This window comes from Bifidobacterium castoris (assembly GCF_003952025.1).
Lineage (GTDB): Bacteria > Actinomycetota > Actinomycetes > Actinomycetales > Bifidobacteriaceae > Bifidobacterium > Bifidobacterium castoris.
Window position 1 is genome coordinate 1 of the sequence record NZ_QXGI01000007.1, and the last position, 18,288, is coordinate 18,288.

The 18,288-nt window shown below is 67.6% G+C and carries 16 protein-coding genes; 3 read left to right on the top strand and 13 right to left on the bottom strand.

Annotated features, from left to right (window positions below; translation table 11 throughout):
* Positions 1-679: 679 nt before the first annotated feature.
* Positions 680-805: a hypothetical protein gene (locus D2E22_RS10870; RefSeq protein ID WP_277600015.1), complete on the bottom strand. Its 126-nt coding sequence runs from the start codon at positions 803-805 to the stop codon at positions 680-682.
* A gap of 413 nt (positions 806-1,218) precedes the next feature.
* Here D2E22_RS10870 and D2E22_RS07740 point away from each other — a divergent pair, with 413 nt between their 5' ends.
* Positions 1,219-1,809: a GNAT family N-acetyltransferase gene (locus D2E22_RS07740; protein WP_241218325.1), complete on the top strand. Its 591-nt coding sequence runs from the start codon at positions 1,219-1,221 to the stop codon at positions 1,807-1,809.
* A gap of 719 nt (positions 1,810-2,528) precedes the next feature.
* Complete coding sequence (locus tag D2E22_RS07745; RefSeq protein ID WP_126032533.1) at positions 2,529-4,469, top strand: RecQ family ATP-dependent DNA helicase; 1,941 nt, start codon at positions 2,529-2,531, stop codon at positions 4,467-4,469.
* Positions 4,470-4,593: 124 nt separating this feature from the next.
* Here the strand turns inward: D2E22_RS07745 and D2E22_RS07750 are convergent, their stop codons facing one another.
* From D2E22_RS07750 to D2E22_RS07780, 8 genes are all read right to left on the bottom strand, one after another.
* Positions 4,594-5,778, bottom strand: coding sequence for a cystathionine gamma-synthase (locus D2E22_RS07750; RefSeq protein WP_126032534.1), 1,185 nt, complete (start codon positions 5,776-5,778; stop codon positions 4,594-4,596).
* A 79-nt stretch (positions 5,779-5,857) separates the two neighbouring features.
* Entirely contained in the window at positions 5,858-5,989 is a 132-nt protein-coding gene (locus tag D2E22_RS10875; RefSeq protein WP_277600016.1) for a hypothetical protein, read from the bottom strand.
* A 33-nt stretch (positions 5,990-6,022) separates the two neighbouring features.
* Positions 6,023-7,039: a pyridoxal-phosphate dependent enzyme gene (locus tag D2E22_RS07755; protein ID WP_420897251.1), complete on the bottom strand. Its 1,017-nt coding sequence runs from the start codon at positions 7,037-7,039 to the stop codon at positions 6,023-6,025.
* A gap of 429 nt (positions 7,040-7,468) precedes the next feature.
* The gene (locus D2E22_RS07760; protein WP_126032535.1) at positions 7,469-8,284 is read right to left on the bottom strand and encodes an ABC transporter ATP-binding protein; all 816 of its coding nucleotides are present in this window, start codon (positions 8,282-8,284) and stop codon (positions 7,469-7,471) included.
* Positions 8,281-9,135 carry an ABC transporter ATP-binding protein gene (locus tag D2E22_RS07765; RefSeq protein ID WP_126032536.1) on the bottom strand — a complete coding sequence of 285 codons (855 nt, stop codon included), beginning with the start codon at positions 9,133-9,135 and terminating at the stop codon, positions 8,281-8,283. Before D2E22_RS07765 ends, D2E22_RS07760 begins: the two co-directional genes overlap by 4 nt.
* Positions 9,116-9,958, bottom strand: coding sequence for an ABC transporter permease (locus D2E22_RS07770; protein ID WP_241218334.1), 843 nt, complete (start codon positions 9,956-9,958; stop codon positions 9,116-9,118). Before D2E22_RS07770 ends, D2E22_RS07765 begins: the two co-directional genes overlap by 20 nt.
* A gap of 97 nt (positions 9,959-10,055) precedes the next feature.
* Positions 10,056-11,018, bottom strand: a complete 963-nt coding sequence (locus tag D2E22_RS07775) for an ABC transporter permease (RefSeq protein ID WP_126032538.1) — start codon at positions 11,016-11,018, stop codon at positions 10,056-10,058.
* Between the two features lie 42 nt (positions 11,019-11,060).
* Positions 11,061-12,731, bottom strand: coding sequence for an ABC transporter substrate-binding protein (locus D2E22_RS07780; RefSeq protein ID WP_126032609.1), 1,671 nt, complete (start codon positions 12,729-12,731; stop codon positions 11,061-11,063).
* Positions 12,732-12,897: 166 nt separating this feature from the next.
* On the opposite strand from D2E22_RS07780, the gene D2E22_RS07785 reads away from it, so the two are divergent.
* Positions 12,898-13,659, top strand: a complete 762-nt coding sequence (locus D2E22_RS07785) for a type III pantothenate kinase (protein WP_126032539.1) — start codon at positions 12,898-12,900, stop codon at positions 13,657-13,659.
* Between the two features lie 10 nt (positions 13,660-13,669).
* Here the strand turns inward: D2E22_RS07785 and D2E22_RS07790 are convergent, their stop codons facing one another.
* The 4 genes from D2E22_RS07790 to glmS all read right to left on the bottom strand — a co-directional run bounded on the left by D2E22_RS07790 (position 13,670) and on the right by glmS (position 18,276).
* A complete protein-coding gene (locus D2E22_RS07790) occupies positions 13,670-15,049 on the bottom strand; it encodes an ABC transporter substrate-binding protein (RefSeq protein WP_241218335.1) in 1,380 nt (459 codons plus the stop codon).
* Between the two features lie 91 nt (positions 15,050-15,140).
* Positions 15,141-15,545 carry a phosphonate C-P lyase system protein PhnG gene (locus D2E22_RS07795; protein WP_126032541.1) on the bottom strand — a complete coding sequence of 135 codons (405 nt, stop codon included), beginning with the start codon at positions 15,543-15,545 and terminating at the stop codon, positions 15,141-15,143.
* An 89-nt stretch (positions 15,546-15,634) separates the two neighbouring features.
* On the bottom strand, positions 15,635-16,330 hold the full coding sequence (locus D2E22_RS07800; protein WP_126032610.1) for a pseudouridine synthase: 696 nt from the start codon (positions 16,328-16,330) through the stop codon (positions 15,635-15,637).
* A 53-nt stretch (positions 16,331-16,383) separates the two neighbouring features.
* On the bottom strand, positions 16,384-18,276 hold the full coding sequence (gene glmS / locus D2E22_RS07805) for a glutamine--fructose-6-phosphate transaminase (isomerizing) (protein ID WP_126032542.1): 1,893 nt from the start codon (positions 18,274-18,276) through the stop codon (positions 16,384-16,386).
* Positions 18,277-18,288 lie beyond the last annotated feature (12 nt).

Consider the following 18,288-nt stretch of genomic DNA (forward strand, 5'->3'; position numbering starts at 1 on the left):
AACGGCCGCCTCGAGACCCTGCGCGGCATCGCCATGGGATTCGACAACTTCGAACACTACCGCCAACGAAGCCTCATCCACTCCGGAAGAATCAAAGACATCCTTACACACTAAAAAGGGAAGAGCCATATAAGCATCCCCCCCCTGCGAAGATGCATGACGATGATTCACATGACATCCCCCCTACGGCATAGTCATCATTATCGCGTCTGTTCCACCGGCAACGGAACCACGGAATGGAGCAGCCAGCTTGCAGGCCGTCCCACGCAGGGCTCCGAAGGCGGCAATCGGACGCGCGCCCTGATGTCGGCGACGACGTTCTGCCGGAAGAACGTCAGACCACTGTTAGCCACGTTAATCGCCCCGACCGTGCTGCCGCCGATGTTCGACGGCAGCCTCGCAATGCTCCGCATGAGCTTGCGGCCGCCGGGCATGAGCATCAGCGGCGCGAGGGGAGAAGCCGCCTACAAGGTCGGCCGCAAGCGCACGGCGACGCTGCACGGCGAGGGGAATCGCATGGGCGGTTCGGAGAAGACCTCCTTCCCGCGATCGGCCATCGGGGAAGATACGAAAGAAGGGCGCCGGCTTCATCGTCGGCGCCCTTCGGGGATTGGGGATTCCATGGGTGCTCCGTGTATGCGCTTGCGTGGTGTATGCGTCATGCGATGTGTTCGGGCCGTCACTTCGCCTGGCGCTCCGCGATCTCGCTCATCACGGAGACAGTGGCCGCCGAGTTCATCGACGTCGTCGGGACGCCGGCTGTCGTGTGGTCGAAACCGAAGATCATGTTGAGGAAGCTCATCATCCTGTCCTTTCATTCGTGGCGCCTGCGGCGCCGTCCTTGTTGCTTGATGATTACAAAAATACGGTCTGCGCGCGGGGCTTCCCATCGGGCTGCGGGATGAATCCTCGGGACGTTGAGGCGCCCCCCTCAGCCTCGAGGATGAGGGCCAAGGATGATGCGCGGAGATGAGGGGCTCGTAGGGACGGCGATTGCCGCATGCCTGCTTGCATTTCGGCTGAAGCGGAGCATTTTCTGCGGTAGGCTCGGATAGCGGCGCCGCGGGATCGCCGATGTGGGGCCTTGTACTCGCCGGGAGCGAAGAAAATGCTCCGCTTCAGCCGAGATGCGTTCGGGGAAACCCGTTCGCGGGCTCGTCGGCTCATCCGGGGCGCCTCGCAGGGCGTTCGCCATGGCGAAGCGCTATGTTTGGGGCCATGACGGACATGATGGACCCGATGAATACGACGAACACCTTGACGACGGAACGGCTCGCACTCAGGCCGTGGCAGGAATCGGACGCGGCGGCGCTGTATGAATACGCGAAGAACCCGAACATCGGGCCGATCGCCGGATGGCCGCCCCACCGAAACGTCGAGGAAAGCCTCGACGTGATCCGCAACGTGCTCAACGGGCCGGAGGACTATGCCATCACGCTCGTCGAAGATCCGGACACGGCGATCGGCGCAATCGCGCTCAAGCTCGCCGGTGGCTCCGATCTCTTCCCGGCGGACGACACGACGCAGGCGGAAATGGGATTCTGGATCGGCGAACCGTTCTGGGGCAACGGCTACATTCCCGAAGCGGCCCGTGAGCTGCTGCGACACGGCTTCGAGGATCTGGACCTGACGGCGATCTGGTGTGCGTACTACGACGGCAACGTGAAATCGGCACGCGCCCAGCAGAAGATCGGTTTCGAACCCGTAAGCGTCATACCGGACGTGCCGGTGCCGTTGCTGCATGAAACGCGCACCAGCCATGCCAATCGGATGACGCGCTCCCGCTGGCAGGAGCTCCAGACCCGTTGACGAGATGCGGCGAGACCAAGCATCGGCAAGGTTTTGCCGATGCTGCCATGCAAATTGCATAAGGCCTACCCTCCAAATCGCATAACCGCTACCTTCCGGACCGCATATGAGCATCGTCCGGCGTCCCAGACCGCGCACACATACGCCATCCAGGACGCGTACAGGCGTTGCCGCGTCGCGACTTGCGCACACATGCGCAATCCAGGACGCACTCAGACACCCCACCGCGTCCCAGACCGCGCACACATACGTCCCCTGCGACGCGCAGCCACCCTGCAGCGTCATGCCTAGTGCACGCATACGCGATCCGCGACGCATGCTGCCCCTACAGCGTCCCAGACCGCGCACACATACGCACCCCGCGACGCGCAGCCACCCTGCAGCGTCATGCATAGCGCACAGATACGCGGTCTGGGACGTCATTACCCCGCCAGCGTCCCAGACCGCGCACAGCTACGCTGCCCGGATCGCATACCAATCCCGCAACGTCCTGTACGGCGCACACACACGCTACCCGAGTCACTCACCGAACCCGCAGCATCCCATCCCACGCACGCATACGCGCACTGAGACGCAAACCAGCCCCGCAGCGCTCCACGCCGCGCACGCATACGCGCACTAAGATGCATGCCAGCACGCGGCGCGCACCAACCCACCGCGCGCCGAACCACACGCGCGCATCTGGGCCAAACACCGCCCGGCGGTTACACTGGTGCGTTATGACGATTTCGCAGGAGAAGCTCGACGCACAGGCGCTCGAGACATTGCGCCAATACTTCGGTTATGAGGATTTCCGCCCCGGCCAGGGCGCGCTCATCCACGCCATCCTCGAGGGCCGCGACGTGCTCGGCGTCATGCCGACCGGCTCCGGCAAGTCGCTGTGCTACCAGATCCCGTCGCTGTTGCTGCACGGTCTGACGATCGTCATCTCCCCGCTGATCTCATTGATGAAGGACCAGGTGGACGGCGCGAACGAGATCGGCATCCCGGCGGCCTTCATCAACGGCTCGCAGTCGATCGACGAGCAGGAGGACGTGTTCGCCGCCGCGAACTCCGGCCGCGTCCGCCTGCTGTACGTGGCGCCGGAACGACTGGAGACGCAGCGCTTCGTGAACTTCGCGACCCATGCGGACATCGCGCTCGTCGCCGTCGACGAGGCGCACTGCGTGTCCCAATGGGGTCAGGACTTCCGTTCGTCGTATCTCGGCATCGGCGACTTCATCGACGCGCTGCCCGACCGCCCGACGCTCGCCGCATTCACGGCGACGGCCACCGAACGCGTGCGCCGCGACATCATCCAGATGCTCCGCCTGCGCGACCCTGAGGTCGTCGTCACCGGCTTCGACCGCACGAACCTGTACTTCGACGTCCTCAAGCTCGGCACGCGGGACAAGGCGAACTGGATCGCGCGCTACGTGGCCGGGCACGCCGACGAATCCGGCATCATCTACTGCGCGACGAGGAAGCAGACCGAGGAGCTCGCCGATACGATCAACGCGCTCGTCCCGCAGCTGCGCGCCGCATCCGGCGCCGGCACGACGCCGCCCTCCTCCCCGATCGCCGTCGCCTACCACGCAGGTCTTCCGCCGGCGCAGCGCGAGCGCGCGCAACGCGACTTCGTGACCGACGCGGTGCCGCTCGTCGTCGCGACGAATGCGTTCGGCATGGGCATCGACAAGTCGAACGTGCGCTACGTCATCCACCACAACATGCCGGAGAGCATCGAGGCCTACTACCAGGAGGCGGGGCGCGCCGGACGCGACGGCGAACCGAGCCGCTGCACGTTGCTGTGGAACGAGTCGGACATCGTCACGCGCCGCAGGCTGCTCGACAACGGCGGCGCCAACGAACGCCTCACCGAGGACGAGCAGGAGCAGGTGCGCCGGTGGAAACGGCACCTGCTCGACGCGATGGTCGGCTACTGCCGCACGACCGCATGCCTGCACCGCTATATGACGCGCTACTTCGGCGAGGACGGCGACGCGTCCTCCGGCGCGCATTGCGTCGGCGGCTGCGTGAACTGCGACAGCACGTTCTCGACGACCGACGTCTCGCGCATCGCGCGCACGATCAGCCGATGCGTGCACGATCTGGGGCAGACGTACGGCAGCGGCAAGATCGTCGCCGTGCTGCGAGGCTCGCAGGCGAAGGACGTGCTCGAGCGCGGACTCGACCATGCGCCGACCTTCGGCGCGCTCGCCGACGTGCCGCAGTCGACGGTGCGCGACGTGCTCAACCAGATGGTCTCGGACGGATTCCTGACGATCACCGAGGGACGGCTGCCGATCGTCATGTTCGGCGCACGCGCGGCCGAGACGATCGACCCGGCGTTCCACTACGAGATGAAGAGCATCACGCGTCCGAAGCCGGCCTCCTCCCCATGCCCGTCGATCCCGGCCGTGGAACCGACGACCTTCGGCGGCGGCCACGGCGGCACCGACGAGGCGCTGTTCGAGCGTCTGCGTGGACTGCGCCGCGACATCGCGCGCGAGATCGGCAAGCCTCCGTACATCGTGTTCTCGGACCGCTCCCTGCGCGACATGGCGGCGCGCCGCCCGCACACCGACGACGAGTTCCTCGAGGTCAGCGGCGTCGGCGCGTCGAAGCTTGGCAAATACGGCGAGCGCTTCATGCAGGCGATCGCCGACTTCGAGGACTGAGCGCCGGACCGGGCGGCCCGTATGGGTTTCCGGGCCGGGGCGGCGCGTCAGGTGCACGCCGGCGAGTGCCGGGCCTCATAAGGCCCCATCAACGCCGCCCCGTCCGTGAAACCTCCCGTGGAGCCTAGTCACCGAGCGCGGCGAAGGCGCCTTCGAGGTCGCCGATGAGGTCGTCGACGTCCTCGATGCCGACGGACAGGCGCACAAGGTTCGCGGGCACTTCGAGCGCGGTGCCCGCGACGGACATGTGCGTCATCGCGGCCGGCACCTCGATGAGCGATTCGACGCCGCCAAGCGATTCGGCGAGCGTGAACAGCCGCGTCGATGCGGCGAAGCGCTCCGCCGCCTCCTTGCCGCCCGCGACCTCGACCGAGATCATGCCGCCGAAGCCGCCGTGCATCTGCCGCTCGGCGATCTCATGGCCCGGATGCGATTCGAGCCCCGGATACCAGACACGTTCCACACCGGTGTGCCCTTCGAGCCAGTGCGCGATCGTCATCGCGTTCTCGCTGTGCTTGCGCACGCGCAGGTCGAGCGTCTTGAGCCCGCGGATGTCGAGCCACGAATCGAAGGGCGACGGCACGGCGCCGGCCGCGTTCTGCAGGAACGCGACCCGCTGCGCGAGCTCGTCGTCGTTCGTGGCGACGGCGCCGCCGACGACGTCCGAATGGCCGCCGATGTACTTCGTCGTCGAATAGACGACGGCGTCGGCGCCGTCGGCGAGCGGATGCTGCAGGACCGGCGACGCGAAGGTGTTGTCGACGACGACGCGCGTGCCGTGCTCGTGCGCGAGCGCCGCCGTCAATGCGATGTCGGTGATGCCCAGCAGCGGGTTCGACGGCGTCTCCACCCAGATGTAGCGGTACGGCTTGCGCGCGAGCGCCGTGTTGACGGCGGCCGGGTCGGTGATGTCGACGACGTCGAGTTCGACGCCCCACGGCACGAAGACTTTCGCGAGCAGGCGGTAGGTGCCGCCGTAGACGTCGTTGCCGATGAGGATCGCGTCGCCCGGTCTGAGCGTCGAACGCAGCAGCACGTCGATCGCGGCGAGTCCGGAGGAGAACGCGATCGCGTGCTTCGCGCCTTCGACGGCGGCGAGCTGCTCGGTGAAGGAGTCGCGCGTCGGGTTGACCGAGCGGCTGTAGTCGTAGCCGTGGCGCAGGCCGCCGACGCCGTCCTGCTTGAACGTGGATGTCATGTAGATCGGTGTGGAGACGGCGCCGGTGGTCGGATCCGGTTCCTGCCCGGCGTGGATGCCGCGCGTCGCGATGCCGTAGGTCGTGGTTTCGTTGACGTCGAAGTCGCTCATGGTTGCTGTCGCTCCTTTGGTGTTCTGCGATTGGTGGGTTCGTGGTGATGCATGTCCGCGTGGTCGTCCATGCGCGCCCTCATGTACGGCGAGGCCGCGCGATGTAGCTTGTGACGCTGCCGTGGCCGTGGGCGCGCAGCGGCGCGTGGTGGATGATGAAGGTCGTGCCGCCGGCCGTCCGGGTCGTCGTGCGTGTCGTGTCGTGCTTCATACGTCGTCCTCCCCTTGTCGTTCCGTCCTGCGTTCAGGCTTGCAGCAGCGCCTCGTCGACGATCGACGGGCGCGCCGTCGCGGCGACGACGTCCGCGTAGCCGTGGTCGATCATCCATGCGTCGTCGAAGATCTTCTCGAGGTAGCCGCGGCCGGAGTCGGGAAGCAGCACGACGACGGTCTGCGTCTCGTCGAGGTCGTGCGCCTTCGCGTATTTGACGGCGGCCGCGACGGCCATGCCGCTCGACCCGCCGACGAGCAGCCCCTCCTCGGAGGCGAGGCGCCGCGTCATCAGGAACGCCTCGGCGTCGGTGATGCGCACGATCTCGTCGGCGATGCGCTGGTCGTAGGCGCCGGGCATGAAGTCCTCCCCGACGCCTTCGATGTCGTAGCCGTGGATGTCGTCCGGATTCGAGTAGATCGAGCCTTCCGGATCGGCGCCGATGACGGTGACGGCGCCGTCGGAGGCGTCCTTGAGGTAGTTGCCGGTGCCGGAGATCGTGCCGCCGGTGCCGATGCCGGCCACGAAATGCGTGACCTGATGGTCGGTCTGCTCCCAGATCTCCGGGCCGGTCGTCTCGTAATGGCTGCGCGGGCCCGCCGGGTTGAAGTACTGGTTCGGCTTGAACGCGCCCGGGATCTGCTGCGCGAGGCGGTCGGAGACGCGGTAGTAGGAGCGCGGGTCGTCGGGGGCGACGTCGGTCGGCGTCACAACGACCTCGGCGCCGTAGGCGCGCAGCACGGCGCGCTTCGTCTCGCTGACCTTGTCCGGCAGCACGAAGATCGCGCGGTAGCCACGCTGCTGGGCGACGAGCGCGAGCCCGACGCCGGTGTTGCCGGAGGTGGGCTCGACGATGACGCCGCCGGGTTTGAGTCCGCCGTCGCGCTCGGCGGCGTCGATGATGCGTTCGGCGATGCGGTCCTTCGACGAGCCGCCCGGGTTGAAGTATTCGACCTTGACGGCGATCGTGGCGCGCACGCCGTCGGTGACGTGGTGAAGCTTGACGATCGGGGTGTCTCCGATGTTCTCGGCGATGGTTTCCTGCAGCATGATGGTTCCTTCGGCGTTCGATTTCTGGTTTGTGGTCTGTTTGCGCTCTCCGTCGGAATGAATTTCCCTATTCGTCCGGCGGTGTTCATGACGCCACAAGCTCGCATTGGAATCGTATTACGCACAGTTTTTCGTTAAGAGATCCCACAGACCCAGCGAATCCCCCGACGCCGAAACCATGTCGACGAAGGCCGAGAAGTTTTGGAATCATTGGGGTTCGCAGATGAATCATCAGATATTGGCACCGAATCGCGCCGATGAATGATCCTGCTGTCTCAAGTTATGCGTCGATATCCGCGCGCCAGAGGCGTCGGTCAGCGACAACAACAACATGAGCGATTGATCATGGTTGCAAGAATATAGCGTCGCGCCGACAATCAAAAAATACGCTGTCCGTATACTGAACACCACCGCCCATGGGGCGGCCGCTCACAGCGTCGCCGCGGCGACGAGCTCGCGCGTGTACGGGGCCTGCGGGTCGTCGAGGACGGCGGCGGCGCTCCCCCGCTCGACGACGACGCCGTCGTGGAGCACGACGATCGTGTCGGCGATCGACTGCACGACGCCGAGGTCGTGCGAGACGAGCAGCATCCCCACGCGCGGGTCGTGCGCGCGCACGGAGGCGAAGGCGTCGAGGATCTGCAGGCGCGCGGCGACGTCGATCGCGCTCATCGCCTCGTCGGCGAGCAACAGCCGCGGCCCGGTGACGATCGCGCGCGCGATCGCGACGCGCTGCGCCTGACCGCCGGACATGTCAATCGGATAACGGTCAAGGAACTCATGCGGGTCGAGCGCCATCAGACGCAGCGCATCGCACACCCGCGCGACGAGCTCCTCCCCGTCCGTCCGCTGATGCCGCGTCCGGCGCAGCCGCAACGGTTCGCTCACCGATTCGTAGGCCGTCCATCTGGGATCGAGCGACGCGAAGGGGTCCTGGTAGACGACGCCCGAGGCGTGCCGCAGCCGGCGCAGCCCTTCCGGCGACGCGATCGGCTCGCCGCCGAAGCGCACGACGCCCGAGTCGGGCGTCTCGAGGCCGAGCAGGATCCGCGTCAGCGTCGACTTGCCCGAGCCCGAACCGCCGATGACGGCGACGCATTCGCCCTCGTGCACCCGGATCGAGCAGCCGTGGAGCACCTCATGCCGCCGCCTGCCCCTGCCGAAGCCCTTATGGATGTCGACGCCGTCGAGCAGCGTCGTCGCGCCGCCCACGTCCGCCACGGCCGTTGCGTCCGTCCCGCTCATCGCCGCTCCCTCGCTTCCGTCGTCCTGTCGGCCGTCGTCCCCTCGACCTCGATGCGTTCCCCGGCGGCCACATCCGGGGCGCCGACGTGCAGCGTCAAGCGGCGCGCCGCCTCGACGAGCGTGCGCGCCTGCGGCGTATGCGGCGCCTCGAGCAGCGCCGCCGTGCGCCCCTGTTCGACGATCCGTCCGGCGTCGAGCACGTAGCAGTAGCGCGTGGCGCGCGCGAGCACCGAGAAATCGTGCGTGATGAACAGCAGCGCCGCGCCGGCCTCGTCGACGAGCGAGACGAGCAGGTCGACGATCTGCCGCTGCGTCATCGAATCGAGCGCCGTCGTCGGCTCATCGGCGATGATCAGGCGCGGCGACGTGATGAGCGCCGTCGCGATGCCGACGCGCTGCTGCTGGCCGCCGGACAGCTCGTGCGGGCGCCTGCCGTACAGCTCGTCGGGCAGTCCGACCTTGCGCATCATCGCACGCACGCGCCCTTCGCGTTCGTCGGCCGTCAGCTCGTAATGCAGCTCGAGCGGCAGCGCGATCTGCCGGCCGACGGTGAGCAGCGGGTTGAGCGCGGTGCCCGGGTTCTGGAAGACCATGCCGACGGCGGCGCCACGCAGCGCCGCCATCCCGGCGTCCGGCAGCCCGACGAGCTGACGGCCGTTCAGTTCGATCGATCCGGCGCAACCGGCCGTCGGCGGCAGCAGTCCCATGATCGCGCGCGAGATCATCGACTTGCCCGAGCCCGAAGGCCCGACGAGCCCCACGCGCTGCCCGTCGCGCACCTCGAGATGCACGCCGTGCAGGATCGGCCGCGCACCGATCGCCACCTGCAGATCATCGACGACGATGCCCATCGTCACCTCGCAATCTCGGGTTGGTGAGTGGGTCGGCGGCCTCGCGCAGCGCGTCGCCGAAGAGGTTGAGCGCCACGACGACGACGGTCACGAGCAGACCCGGCCACAGCACCGTCAGCGGATAGATGTTGATGAAGCGCACCGACGTGCTCAGCGAATGCCCCCAGCTGGGCACCCCCGACGGCACGCCGACGCCGAGGTACGTCAGCCCGGCCTCGGCGAGGACGGCGGTGCCCGCCGACAGCGAGCACTGCACGACGAGCGTCGGCATGATGTTAGGCACGATGTGCGTGGCGAAGACGCGCATCGCGCTTGCGCCGTTCGCACGCGCCGACTCGACGTACATGCTGCCCGCGGCGAGCATCGCCGAGGGGCGTGCGACGCGCGCGAGGTTGAGCCCGTAGCCGAAACCGCAGGCGAGCACGATGACGGCGACCGACGCGCCGAGCGGCACGGCGAGCATCAGCGCGATGAGCACGGTCGGGATCGAGATCAACGCGTCGATGAGCACGACCGAACCGTGCGCGAGCGCCGCGGCGCGTGACGTCATCGCGGCGACGAGCAGCAGCCCGAGCGCGAGCGCGACGAGGACGGTGAGCACGACGATGACGAGGTCGGTGCGCGAACCGGCCATCAGCCAGCTGAAGACGTCGGCGCCTACGCCGTCGGTGCCGAGCCAGTGGTCGGAGGACGGCTCCGCCCAGACGTCGTATCCGTTCGTCTCCCACAGCGAACGCGGCGTCCAGACGAGCGAGACGAGCGAGACGAGGATCCACAAGCCGAGCGCGACGAGCGCGAAGCGGCCGGCGCCATGCGCCCACATCGACGCGACGACGACGCCGGCGCGCCGCAGCCTGCCGCGCGGGCCATGTTCGGCGGCGAGGCGCGCGGTCGCCTCGGGGACGCGTCGCTGATCGGGTCTATTCATCGTCCTCCCCCAATCTCGGGTCGAGCGCGCGGTGCGTCAGGTCGACGAGCAGGCCGATGACGAGGAAGAAGGCCGCGAGCATGAACAGTTCGCTCTGCACGGCGATGAGGTCGCGGTGCGTCAGGTCGTCGACGAGCCCGGAGCCGATGCCTGGCAGCGCGAACAGGTTCTCGATGACCATGACGCCGGTGATCATCTCGGCGAAGGTGAGTCCGACGACGGAGACGAGCTGCGGCATCGCGAGCCGCAGCCCGACGTGTGTGAGCGCATGGCGCCGCGTCATGCCGCAGGCCATCGCCATCTCGATCGCGCCGGTCGAGGCGACCGACTGCAGCGCCGAGCGCGTGTAGCGCATGATCGAGGCGCCGACGATGACGCCGACGGTGACCGCCGGCAGCACAAGCGCGAGCACGGCCTGAGACGGATCGCCCCAGCCGGCCTGCGGGAAGCCCGAGGCCGGCAGGATCGGCAGCAGGCCGGCGCCGCGTCCGAACAGCAGGATGAGCACGAGGCCCGCCCACAGCGCAGGCACGGCGCCGCCGACGATCGCGACCGCCTGGTACAGGCCGCGGGCGCGCGCCGACTTCGCCATCACCGACGCGCAGCCGAGCGGCACGCCGAGCGCGATCGCGACCAGCAGTCCCAGCACGATGAGCGGGAACGTGATCTGCACGCGCGAGCCGACAACGGATGCGACCGGCTGCCCGGTGAGCATCGTCGTGCCGAAGTCGCCGTGCATGAGTCCGGTGATCCAGTCGCCGTATTGGGCGGCGAGCGGACGGTCGAGGCCGAGTTCGGCGCGCAGCGCCTCGACGCGTTCGGGCGGCGAGTTGAGTCCCGCCATGATCGTCGCGAGATCGCCCGGCAGCACACGCAGCGCGAGGAACACGACGACGGAGACGACGAACAGCGCGAGCGCAAACAGCGCGCATCGGCGTGCGAGGTACTTGAGCATCGGCGGCTCCTCAGCCTTCGGTCATCGGATCGGACGGCCGCGTCACTTCGCCGGCGTGTAGGCGACGTTCCACAGCGGCAGATACGTCTGGTTCATGTTGAGCGGGAAGCCGGTCACGCCCTTGTCCATCGCCGTCGTGATGCGGTAGTTGAGCAGCCAGTCGGCGGCCGCGTCCTCGCTGACGATGCGGGCGGCCTGCGCGAGCTTCGCGTCGCGCGTCGCGTCGTCGGTCGCGCGCAGTGCCTCGTCGGTGAGCTTGCGGACGTCCTCGTTGTCGTAGCCGTAGTAGTAGTCGGGGTTCGACCACTGCGTGAAGTCGTGGCTTTCGTTGTGGTCGACGAGCGAGAGGTCGTAGTCCTTGTCGGTGTAGACGTCCTGCAGCCATGTCGAGAACTCGACGACGTTGACCTTGAGGTCGATGCCGACCTCCTTGAGCTGCGAGCGCAGCTGGTCGCCGATCTCGCTGCCGTAGGTGTTCGAGTAGGTGAGCGTGAGGCTGAGCGGATGCTCCTTCGTGTAGCCGGCCTCCTTGAGCAGCTCCTGCGCTTTTTCCGCGTCGTGCGGGTAGAGCGTCGTCAGGTCCTCGTAGCCGGGGTCGAGCGACGGGATCGGGCCGCCGAGCGCCTTGTCGACGCCGCCGCGCGCCGCGATGAGCTGGTCGTGGTCGATCGCGTAGCGGATCGCCTGGCGCACCTTCTTGTCGGCCGTCGGCCGGCCGGCGGCGTTGTTCATGCCGAGCACGTACTTGTCGGTGCCTTCGCCGGTCTCGACGACGTACTTGGCGGAGTCCTTCCTGAACGGCTCGGCCAGCTGTGCGCCGATCGGCGAGAGCACCTGCACCTCGCCGGACTTGAGCGCGTTCACGGCCGCGTTGTCGTCGGCGTAGTAGCGTACGACGACGTTCGGCGTCTTCGGCTGGGCGCCCCAGTACTTCGTGTTCGCCTCGAGCGTGATCATCGTGTTCGGCTTGAACTCCTTGACGAGGTACGGCCCGGAGCCGACGGCCTGCGTCTTCGCGACGTACTTCGCGTCCTTGTCGAAGACGAGCCCTGCGCGGCCGGTGAGCGCCCACAGCAGCTGCGAATACGGCTGCGACAATGTGATGACGACGGTGTCGTCGCCGCTCGCGCCGACCGTCTCGAGGTTCTTGAGCGAGTCGGCGTCGTGGTACTGTTTCGCGACGAGTTCGTCGAGCGACCAGACGACGTCCTCGGCCGTCAGCGCGTCGCCGTTCGAGAACGTGACGCCGTCGCGCAGGTGGAACGTGTACTTGAGGCCGTCGTCGGACACCTCCCAGCTTTCGGCGAGCGCCGGGACGACGTTGTTCTCGCTGTCGCGCGCCACAAGGCCCTCGTAGACGTTGCCGATGAGGATCTGGTCGAGGCTCGAGCCGGCCGTGTTGCGGATGTCGAGGTTCGTCGGCGCGAGCTTGAGGCCGATCGTGACGCTGTCCGCGGGGCCGCCGTCGGCCGTGTCCGCGCCTTGCGTGCCGGCTGCGCGCACGCCGAGGATGACGGCGATGAGGACGGCGACGACGAGGACGACGCCGATCCACGGCGCCGCCTTCCTAGGGCCGCCCGGCTTCTTCGACTTCGCGGCGAGCGACGTGTCGGTCGTCATCGCCGTGTCCGCGTCCGTCCGCCGCGGATGCTGGTCGCTGTGCTGGTTCTCGGTTGCGCCGGTCTCGCCGTGCGCACCATCTGGTGATGTCATCTTCTGGTCTTTCTCAATCATCGGTAGGGTTCCCCGTACACGGCCGCGTACGGCCCGCGTCGGGCGGTTGGCCGCCGCCATGGGTCGGCCACCACGCGTTATTGTAGAGGAGGGTCCATATCTGCCGCGCCCGACGCGGCCGTCACCACCGAGCGAAGGAGCGCACATGCTGATCGCTGTCGACATCGGCAACACGAACATCGTCATGGGATTCGTCGACGACGACGAACGGATCATCGGCACCTACCGCATCACGACGAAGGCGAACCGCACGTCGGACGAATACGGCCTGATGCTGCTGCAGTTCCTCTCCCTCAACAAGCTCAAGCCGGCGGACGTCGAGGACGTCATCATCGCCTCGGTCGTGCCGAAGGTCATGCATTCGTTCACGTCGAGCATCATCAAGTTCCTCGGTATCGACCCGATCGTCGTCGGACCGGGCATAAGGACCGGCATGAACATCCGCATCGACGACCCGCGTTCGCTCGGCGCCGACTGCCTCGCCGACTGCGCGGGCGCCTACGCATGCTACGGCGGGCGCGTCCTCGTCATCGACATGGGCACGGCGACGACGTACAACTACGTCGACGCGCACGGCACGATCACCTGCGGCCTCGTGACGACCGGCATCCGCACGGCCAGCGAGGCGCTCGCCTCGGCGACGGCGCAGCTGCCGGAAGTGCAGATCGCGCGTCCGACGACGATCCTCGCGAAGAACACGACGACGGCGATCCAGGCGGGGCTCTACTACGATTTCCTCGGCGGCATCGAACGGATCATCACGCAGTTCCGCCGCGAGATCGACGAGGGGTTCCGCGTCATCGCCACCGGCGGCCTCTCGCGCGTCATCGAGACGCCGATGATCGACGTCGTCGACCCCGACCTCATCTTCAAGGGGATGCTCGCGATATACCGCCGCAACGTGTGAGCCGCGCCGCTCAGCGCATCGTGAAGCCCTGGTTGGTGCCGTACTCCTTGAGGTCGGACTGCCACAGCGCGATGCCGTCGCGCAGCGTGACCTTCGCGCCCGGCTTCTCGGGCAGGTCCTCGACGTCGATGAGGCCCTCCTGCAGCCGGCGTATCGCGTCGTTGTAGCGCTCCGCCTCGTTCGCCCACGTGTACGCGGTGCCGACGGTCGCACGGAAGTCGGCGCGCGCGTACACCTCGAAGGGCAGGTAGCTGAAGCGCGTGCTCACACGGCTTGCGGCGTCCGCGAGCACGCGGTTGAACTTCTGGCCGCCGAAATACGGCACGTCGATGCCGCGCGCGTCGGTGACGGTCGTCTTGTCGAGGAACGCGTCGCTGTCGAGTGTCGCGTTGTCCGCGGGGAACGAGCCGCCGTCGACGCGCGTGCGAATGCCGGCGCGGCTGTGGCATACGTAGTCGATGAAGCGGAACGCGGCGTCGGGCTTGCGGCTCGAATTGAGCACGCCGAGCGCGGAGCCGCCGTTCTCGGCGTTCGTCGGTGAGCCGTCGCGCGTCGGCATCTGCGTGACGCGCCACAGGCCGGCCGTGCCGGGCACGTCGGCGAGCAGCAGCGACGGCATCCACGCGCCCGCGAAGATCGACGCGACCTGTCCCGATCCGAGCGCGCTCTTCCAACGGTCCGACCAGGTGACGAGCGTCGTGTCGACGAGGTCGTCGTCGATCATCTGCTGCCAGAACTCGGTGAAGGCCTGCGTGCCGGCATCGGTGTCGAGCGTGATCGAGACGTCCTTGCCGTCCGCGCTCGTATGGTAGGGCGTGCCGCCGGCGAGCCAGATCATCGCGTTGTAGAAGCTCGCGTCGCCGGCGTCGGCGGCGATCGACACGCCGATCTTCTTGAGTTTCACTGCGGCTTCGCGGTAGTCGTCCCAGCTGCGGATCGCCGTCGCGTCGACGCCGGCCTGACGGAACACGTCCTCGTTGTAGAAGAAGGCCATCGGACCCGAATCCATCGGCACGCCGTAGACGCGTCCCGCCAGCTGCACCGACGCCCACGTGCCGGGCGTGTAGAAGTCGGCGTACCCCTTCGTGCGGTCGGTCAGGTCGCGCAGCTGGCCGCTGACCGCGTACTGCGGCAGCGCGAAGTACTCGAGCTGCACGACGTCGGGCGTGCCGTAGCCGTCCTGGATCGCGGCGTTGAGCTTGGCGTAGTCGGCGGTGCCGATCTGCGTCACATGGATGTCCGGGTTGTCCGCCTCGAAATCCCGGATGAGCGCGGCCATGCTCGGCTCCCACGACCACACGCTGATCTGCGTGCGCGTGTCGCCGTGTCCGCAGCCGGCCGCGGACACGGCGCCGGCGAGCGCGAGCAGCGCCGCGAGCGCGCGCGTCAGCCGCCGGCGCGCGCCACGGGCCTTGGGGATGCGAAAAAACTCCACCGTTTCAATATAGCCGTGCATCTGGCCGACGGGGCCGGGCGCGCGCTCACATGTCGATGCTCACGCCTTCGCCGGGGCGCACGGCGATGCGCACGATGTCCCCTTCCTTGACGCCCTGCTTCCTGATGCGCTGCTGGGGGACGGTGAGCTTGTCCACGCCGGTCTCGGTCTTGCGGTTCGTCTTGCTCGGATGGGCGTTGTACCACAGGATCCGCACGTCGGCGGTGCCGTCGGACTTCGGCTCGATGTGGTTGACGATGCCCTTCTGATGCCAGGTGCTGCGCGAATCGTCGTCGTAGATGATCGGCGTGCGGTAGAGCTCGTCCTGCTTGTCCGCGTCAACGACGGCGAAGTACCGTTCCTCCCGTTCGCCGTCGTCGCGTCCCAGCACGTAGGCGATCGCCGCGAAAGCGGCGAGCACGACGACGCACATCGTGATTAGATATCCCATGTCTGCTCCTTACGTCACTACCGTTGTAACAAATCCGCGCAGCCGCCGGAGCGTTTTGCGCTACGTGCACAAGCGGGGGCGGCGCCCCGTCAGCCTTGCGGCAGCGGCACCCGCGACGTGAAGACGCGCGTCTGGCCGTTCAGCGGGTCGGTGAACTCCAGACGGCGCGCGACGAGTTCGAGCGGACGACCGAAGTCGTCCCAGGCACGCTCCTCGACCCGCGGATAGAGGTCGTCGCCGACGATCGGCAGGCCGAGCGCGTTCATGTGCACGCGCAGCTGGTGCGTCTTGCCGGTGCGCGGCGTGAGCACGTAGCGGGCGATCGGCGTGCCGTCAGCCGCATGTCCGAGGCGCTGCGCGCGTTCGATGCGCGTCTCGGCGTTGACGGCGCCACGCGTCTCGCGCGCCTGCAGCACGCCCCGCGTCTTGACGATGCGCGAACGCCGTTCGAGCGGAAACGGCCGCGGCGGCGCGAGCCTGGACACGGTGCCGGTGGCGGGACGCGCGGGGATCGCCAGCGGCGCCGCGCATTCGTAGGTCTTCACGACGCGCCGCTCCTGGAACATCGTCTGGTAGGCGCCGCGCGCCGCCGGGTCGCGCACGAACACGAGCACGCCCGCCGTGGCCCGGTCGAGCCGATGGGCGGGCGTGATCCGCGGGTCGTCGTATCGTTCGCGCAGCCTCATCAGCGCCGTCTGCCGGTACCACATGCCGCGCGGCATCGTCGCGAGGAAATGCGGCTTGTCGACGACGATGATCGCCGCGTCCTCGTACAGCACCGGCATCGCGAAGGGGATGTCCGGCTCGTCGACGACCCAGCGGTGCGCATGCGGCGCGCTCACTCGACGGTGACCGACTTGGCGAGGTTGCGCGGCTTGTCGACGTCGTAGCCTTTCTGCTTGGCCATGTCCATCGCGAGCAGCTGCAGCGGGACGACGTCGACGAGCGGGCTCATCAGCGTCGGGCACTGCGGACGCCAGAAGATGATGTCGGCGTAGCGTTCGACGTCCTTGTCACCCTCCTCGGCGACGGCGATGATGAACGCGCCGCGTGCCTTGACCTCCTCGATACCGGAGATGACCTTCGAGTGCAGGATGTTGCGCCCGCGCGCCGGCGGCACGATGAAGACGACCGGCTCGCCCTCGTCGACGAGCGCGATCGGGCCGTGCTTGAGCTCGCCGGCGGCGAAGCCCTCGGTGAAGGTGTAGGCGATCTCCTTGAGCTTCAACGCGCCCTCGAGCGCCACCGGATAGCCGACATGGCGTCCGAGGAACAGGAACGAGTTGGCGTCGGCGAGATGCTCGGCGGCCCGGGCGACGCGCGGCGGCTGCGTGTCGAGCACCCATTGGATCTTCTGCGGCATCGCCTTGAGCGAGTCGAGCGTCTGGTGGATCTCGTCGCGGAAGACGGTGCCCTTGAGCTGGGCGAGGTACAGGCCCAGGATGTAGGCGGCCGTGATCTGGGCGACGAACGCCTTCGTCGAGGCGACGGCCACCTCGGGGCCGGCGTGCGTGTACAGCACGGCGTCGGCCTCCCTGGGGATGCTCGCGCCCTGCGTGTTGCAGATCGCGAGCACCTTCGAGCCCTGCTCGCGCGCGTGGCGCAGCGCCATGAGCGTGTCCATCGTCTCGCCCGACTGCGAGATCGCGACGACGAGCGTGCGCGGAGTCAGGATCGGGTCGCGGTAGCGGAACTCGTGCGCCAGCTCGACCTCGACCGGGATGCGCACCCAATGCTCGATCGCGTACTTGGCGACCATGCCCGCATAGCTCGCCGTGCCGCAACCGATGACGATGATCTTGTCGATCGCCTTGAAGTCGTGCTCGTCGATGCGCACCTCATCGAGGTTGATGCTGCCCTCGTCGTCGAGGCGGCCGAACAACGTGCGCTGCACGGCCGCCGGCTCCTCGTGGATCTCCTTGTCCATGAACGAGTCCCAGCCGCCCTTCTCGGCCGCCGACGCGTCCCAGTCGATCCGGTAGACGGCCGGGTCCGACACCGCGTTGCCGTCGAAATCGGTCACGGCCACGCCGTCGGCCGAGATCATGACGGCCTGGTCCTGGTCGATCTCCATCGCCGTCCTCGTGTACGCGACGAACGCGGCCACATCCGACCCCAGGAAGTTCTCCCCCTCGCCGAGCCCGACGACGAGCGGCGAATCATGGCGCGCGCCGACGACGACTCCCGGCTGGCGGCAATCGACCGCCAGGATCGTGAACGCGCCCTCGAGCATGCGCCCCAGACGCCGCATCGCCTCGAACAGGTCCGGCCCTCCGGTCTCGGCGATGACGTTGTCGACGATCTTACCCAGGAGCTTGGCGGCCACCTCGGTGTCGGTGCTCGACGCGAAACGGTAGCCCTCGGCCTGCAGGTCGAGCCGCAGCTGCGAGGCGTTCTCGATGATGCCGTTGTGGATGATCGCGACCTTGCCGTCGCGGCTCGCGTGCGGATGCGCGTTGACGTCGTTCGGCACGCCGTTCGTCGCCCAACGCGTGTGCCCGATCGCGACCGTCGCCTCCGGCAGCGGATCGGCCTCGATGTCGTCGACGAGATTGGACAGCCGCCCCGCCTTCTTGCGCACGGCCACGCGCTCCATGCCCGGTGCAGTCAACGCCACGCCGGCCGAATCATAGCCCCGGTACTCAAGGCGCTCGAGCCCCTGAAGGCACACCTCGAGCGGCCGCATCGACGGGAAGTTCACATTACCTGCATAACCTACGATTCCACACATAGGCAACAGCAT

Coding starts and splice junctions, on each gene's coding strand:
- D2E22_RS07775 (WP_126032538.1), bottom strand. CDS start 11,018: ATGCTCAAGTACCTCGCACGCCGATGCGCGCTGTTTGCGCTCGCGCTG.
- glmS (WP_126032542.1), bottom strand. CDS start 18,276: ATGTGTGGAATCGTAGGTTATGCAGGTAATGTGAACTTCCCGTCGATG.
- D2E22_RS07795 (WP_126032541.1), bottom strand. CDS start 15,545: ATGGGATATCTAATCACGATGTGCGTCGTCGTGCTCGCCGCTTTCGCG.
- D2E22_RS07750 (WP_126032534.1), bottom strand. CDS start 5,778: ATGAGCGACTTCGACGTCAACGAAACCACGACCTACGGCATCGCGACG.
- D2E22_RS07745 (WP_126032533.1), top strand. CDS start 2,529: ATGACGATTTCGCAGGAGAAGCTCGACGCACAGGCGCTCGAGACATTG.
- D2E22_RS07780 (WP_126032609.1), bottom strand. CDS start 12,731: ATGACATCACCAGATGGTGCGCACGGCGAGACCGGCGCAACCGAGAAC.
- D2E22_RS07740 (WP_241218325.1), top strand. CDS start 1,219: ATGACGGACATGATGGACCCGATGAATACGACGAACACCTTGACGACG.
- D2E22_RS07765 (WP_126032536.1), bottom strand. CDS start 9,135: ATGGGCATCGTCGTCGATGATCTGCAGGTGGCGATCGGTGCGCGGCCG.
- D2E22_RS10875 (WP_277600016.1), bottom strand. CDS start 5,989: ATGAAGCACGACACGACACGCACGACGACCCGGACGGCCGGCGGCACG.
- D2E22_RS07770 (WP_241218334.1), bottom strand. CDS start 9,958: ATGTGGGCGCATGGCGCCGGCCGCTTCGCGCTCGTCGCGCTCGGCTTG.
- D2E22_RS07755 (WP_420897251.1), bottom strand. CDS start 7,039: ATGCTGCAGGAAACCATCGCCGAGAACATCGGAGACACCCCGATCGTC.
- D2E22_RS07785 (WP_126032539.1), top strand. CDS start 12,898: ATGCTGATCGCTGTCGACATCGGCAACACGAACATCGTCATGGGATTC.
- D2E22_RS07760 (WP_126032535.1), bottom strand. CDS start 8,284: ATGAGCGGGACGGACGCAACGGCCGTGGCGGACGTGGGCGGCGCGACG.
- D2E22_RS10870 (WP_277600015.1), bottom strand. CDS start 805: ATGATGAGCTTCCTCAACATGATCTTCGGTTTCGACCACACGACAGCC.
- D2E22_RS07800 (WP_126032610.1), bottom strand. CDS start 16,330: ATGCCGGTGCTGTACGAGGACGCGGCGATCATCGTCGTCGACAAGCCG.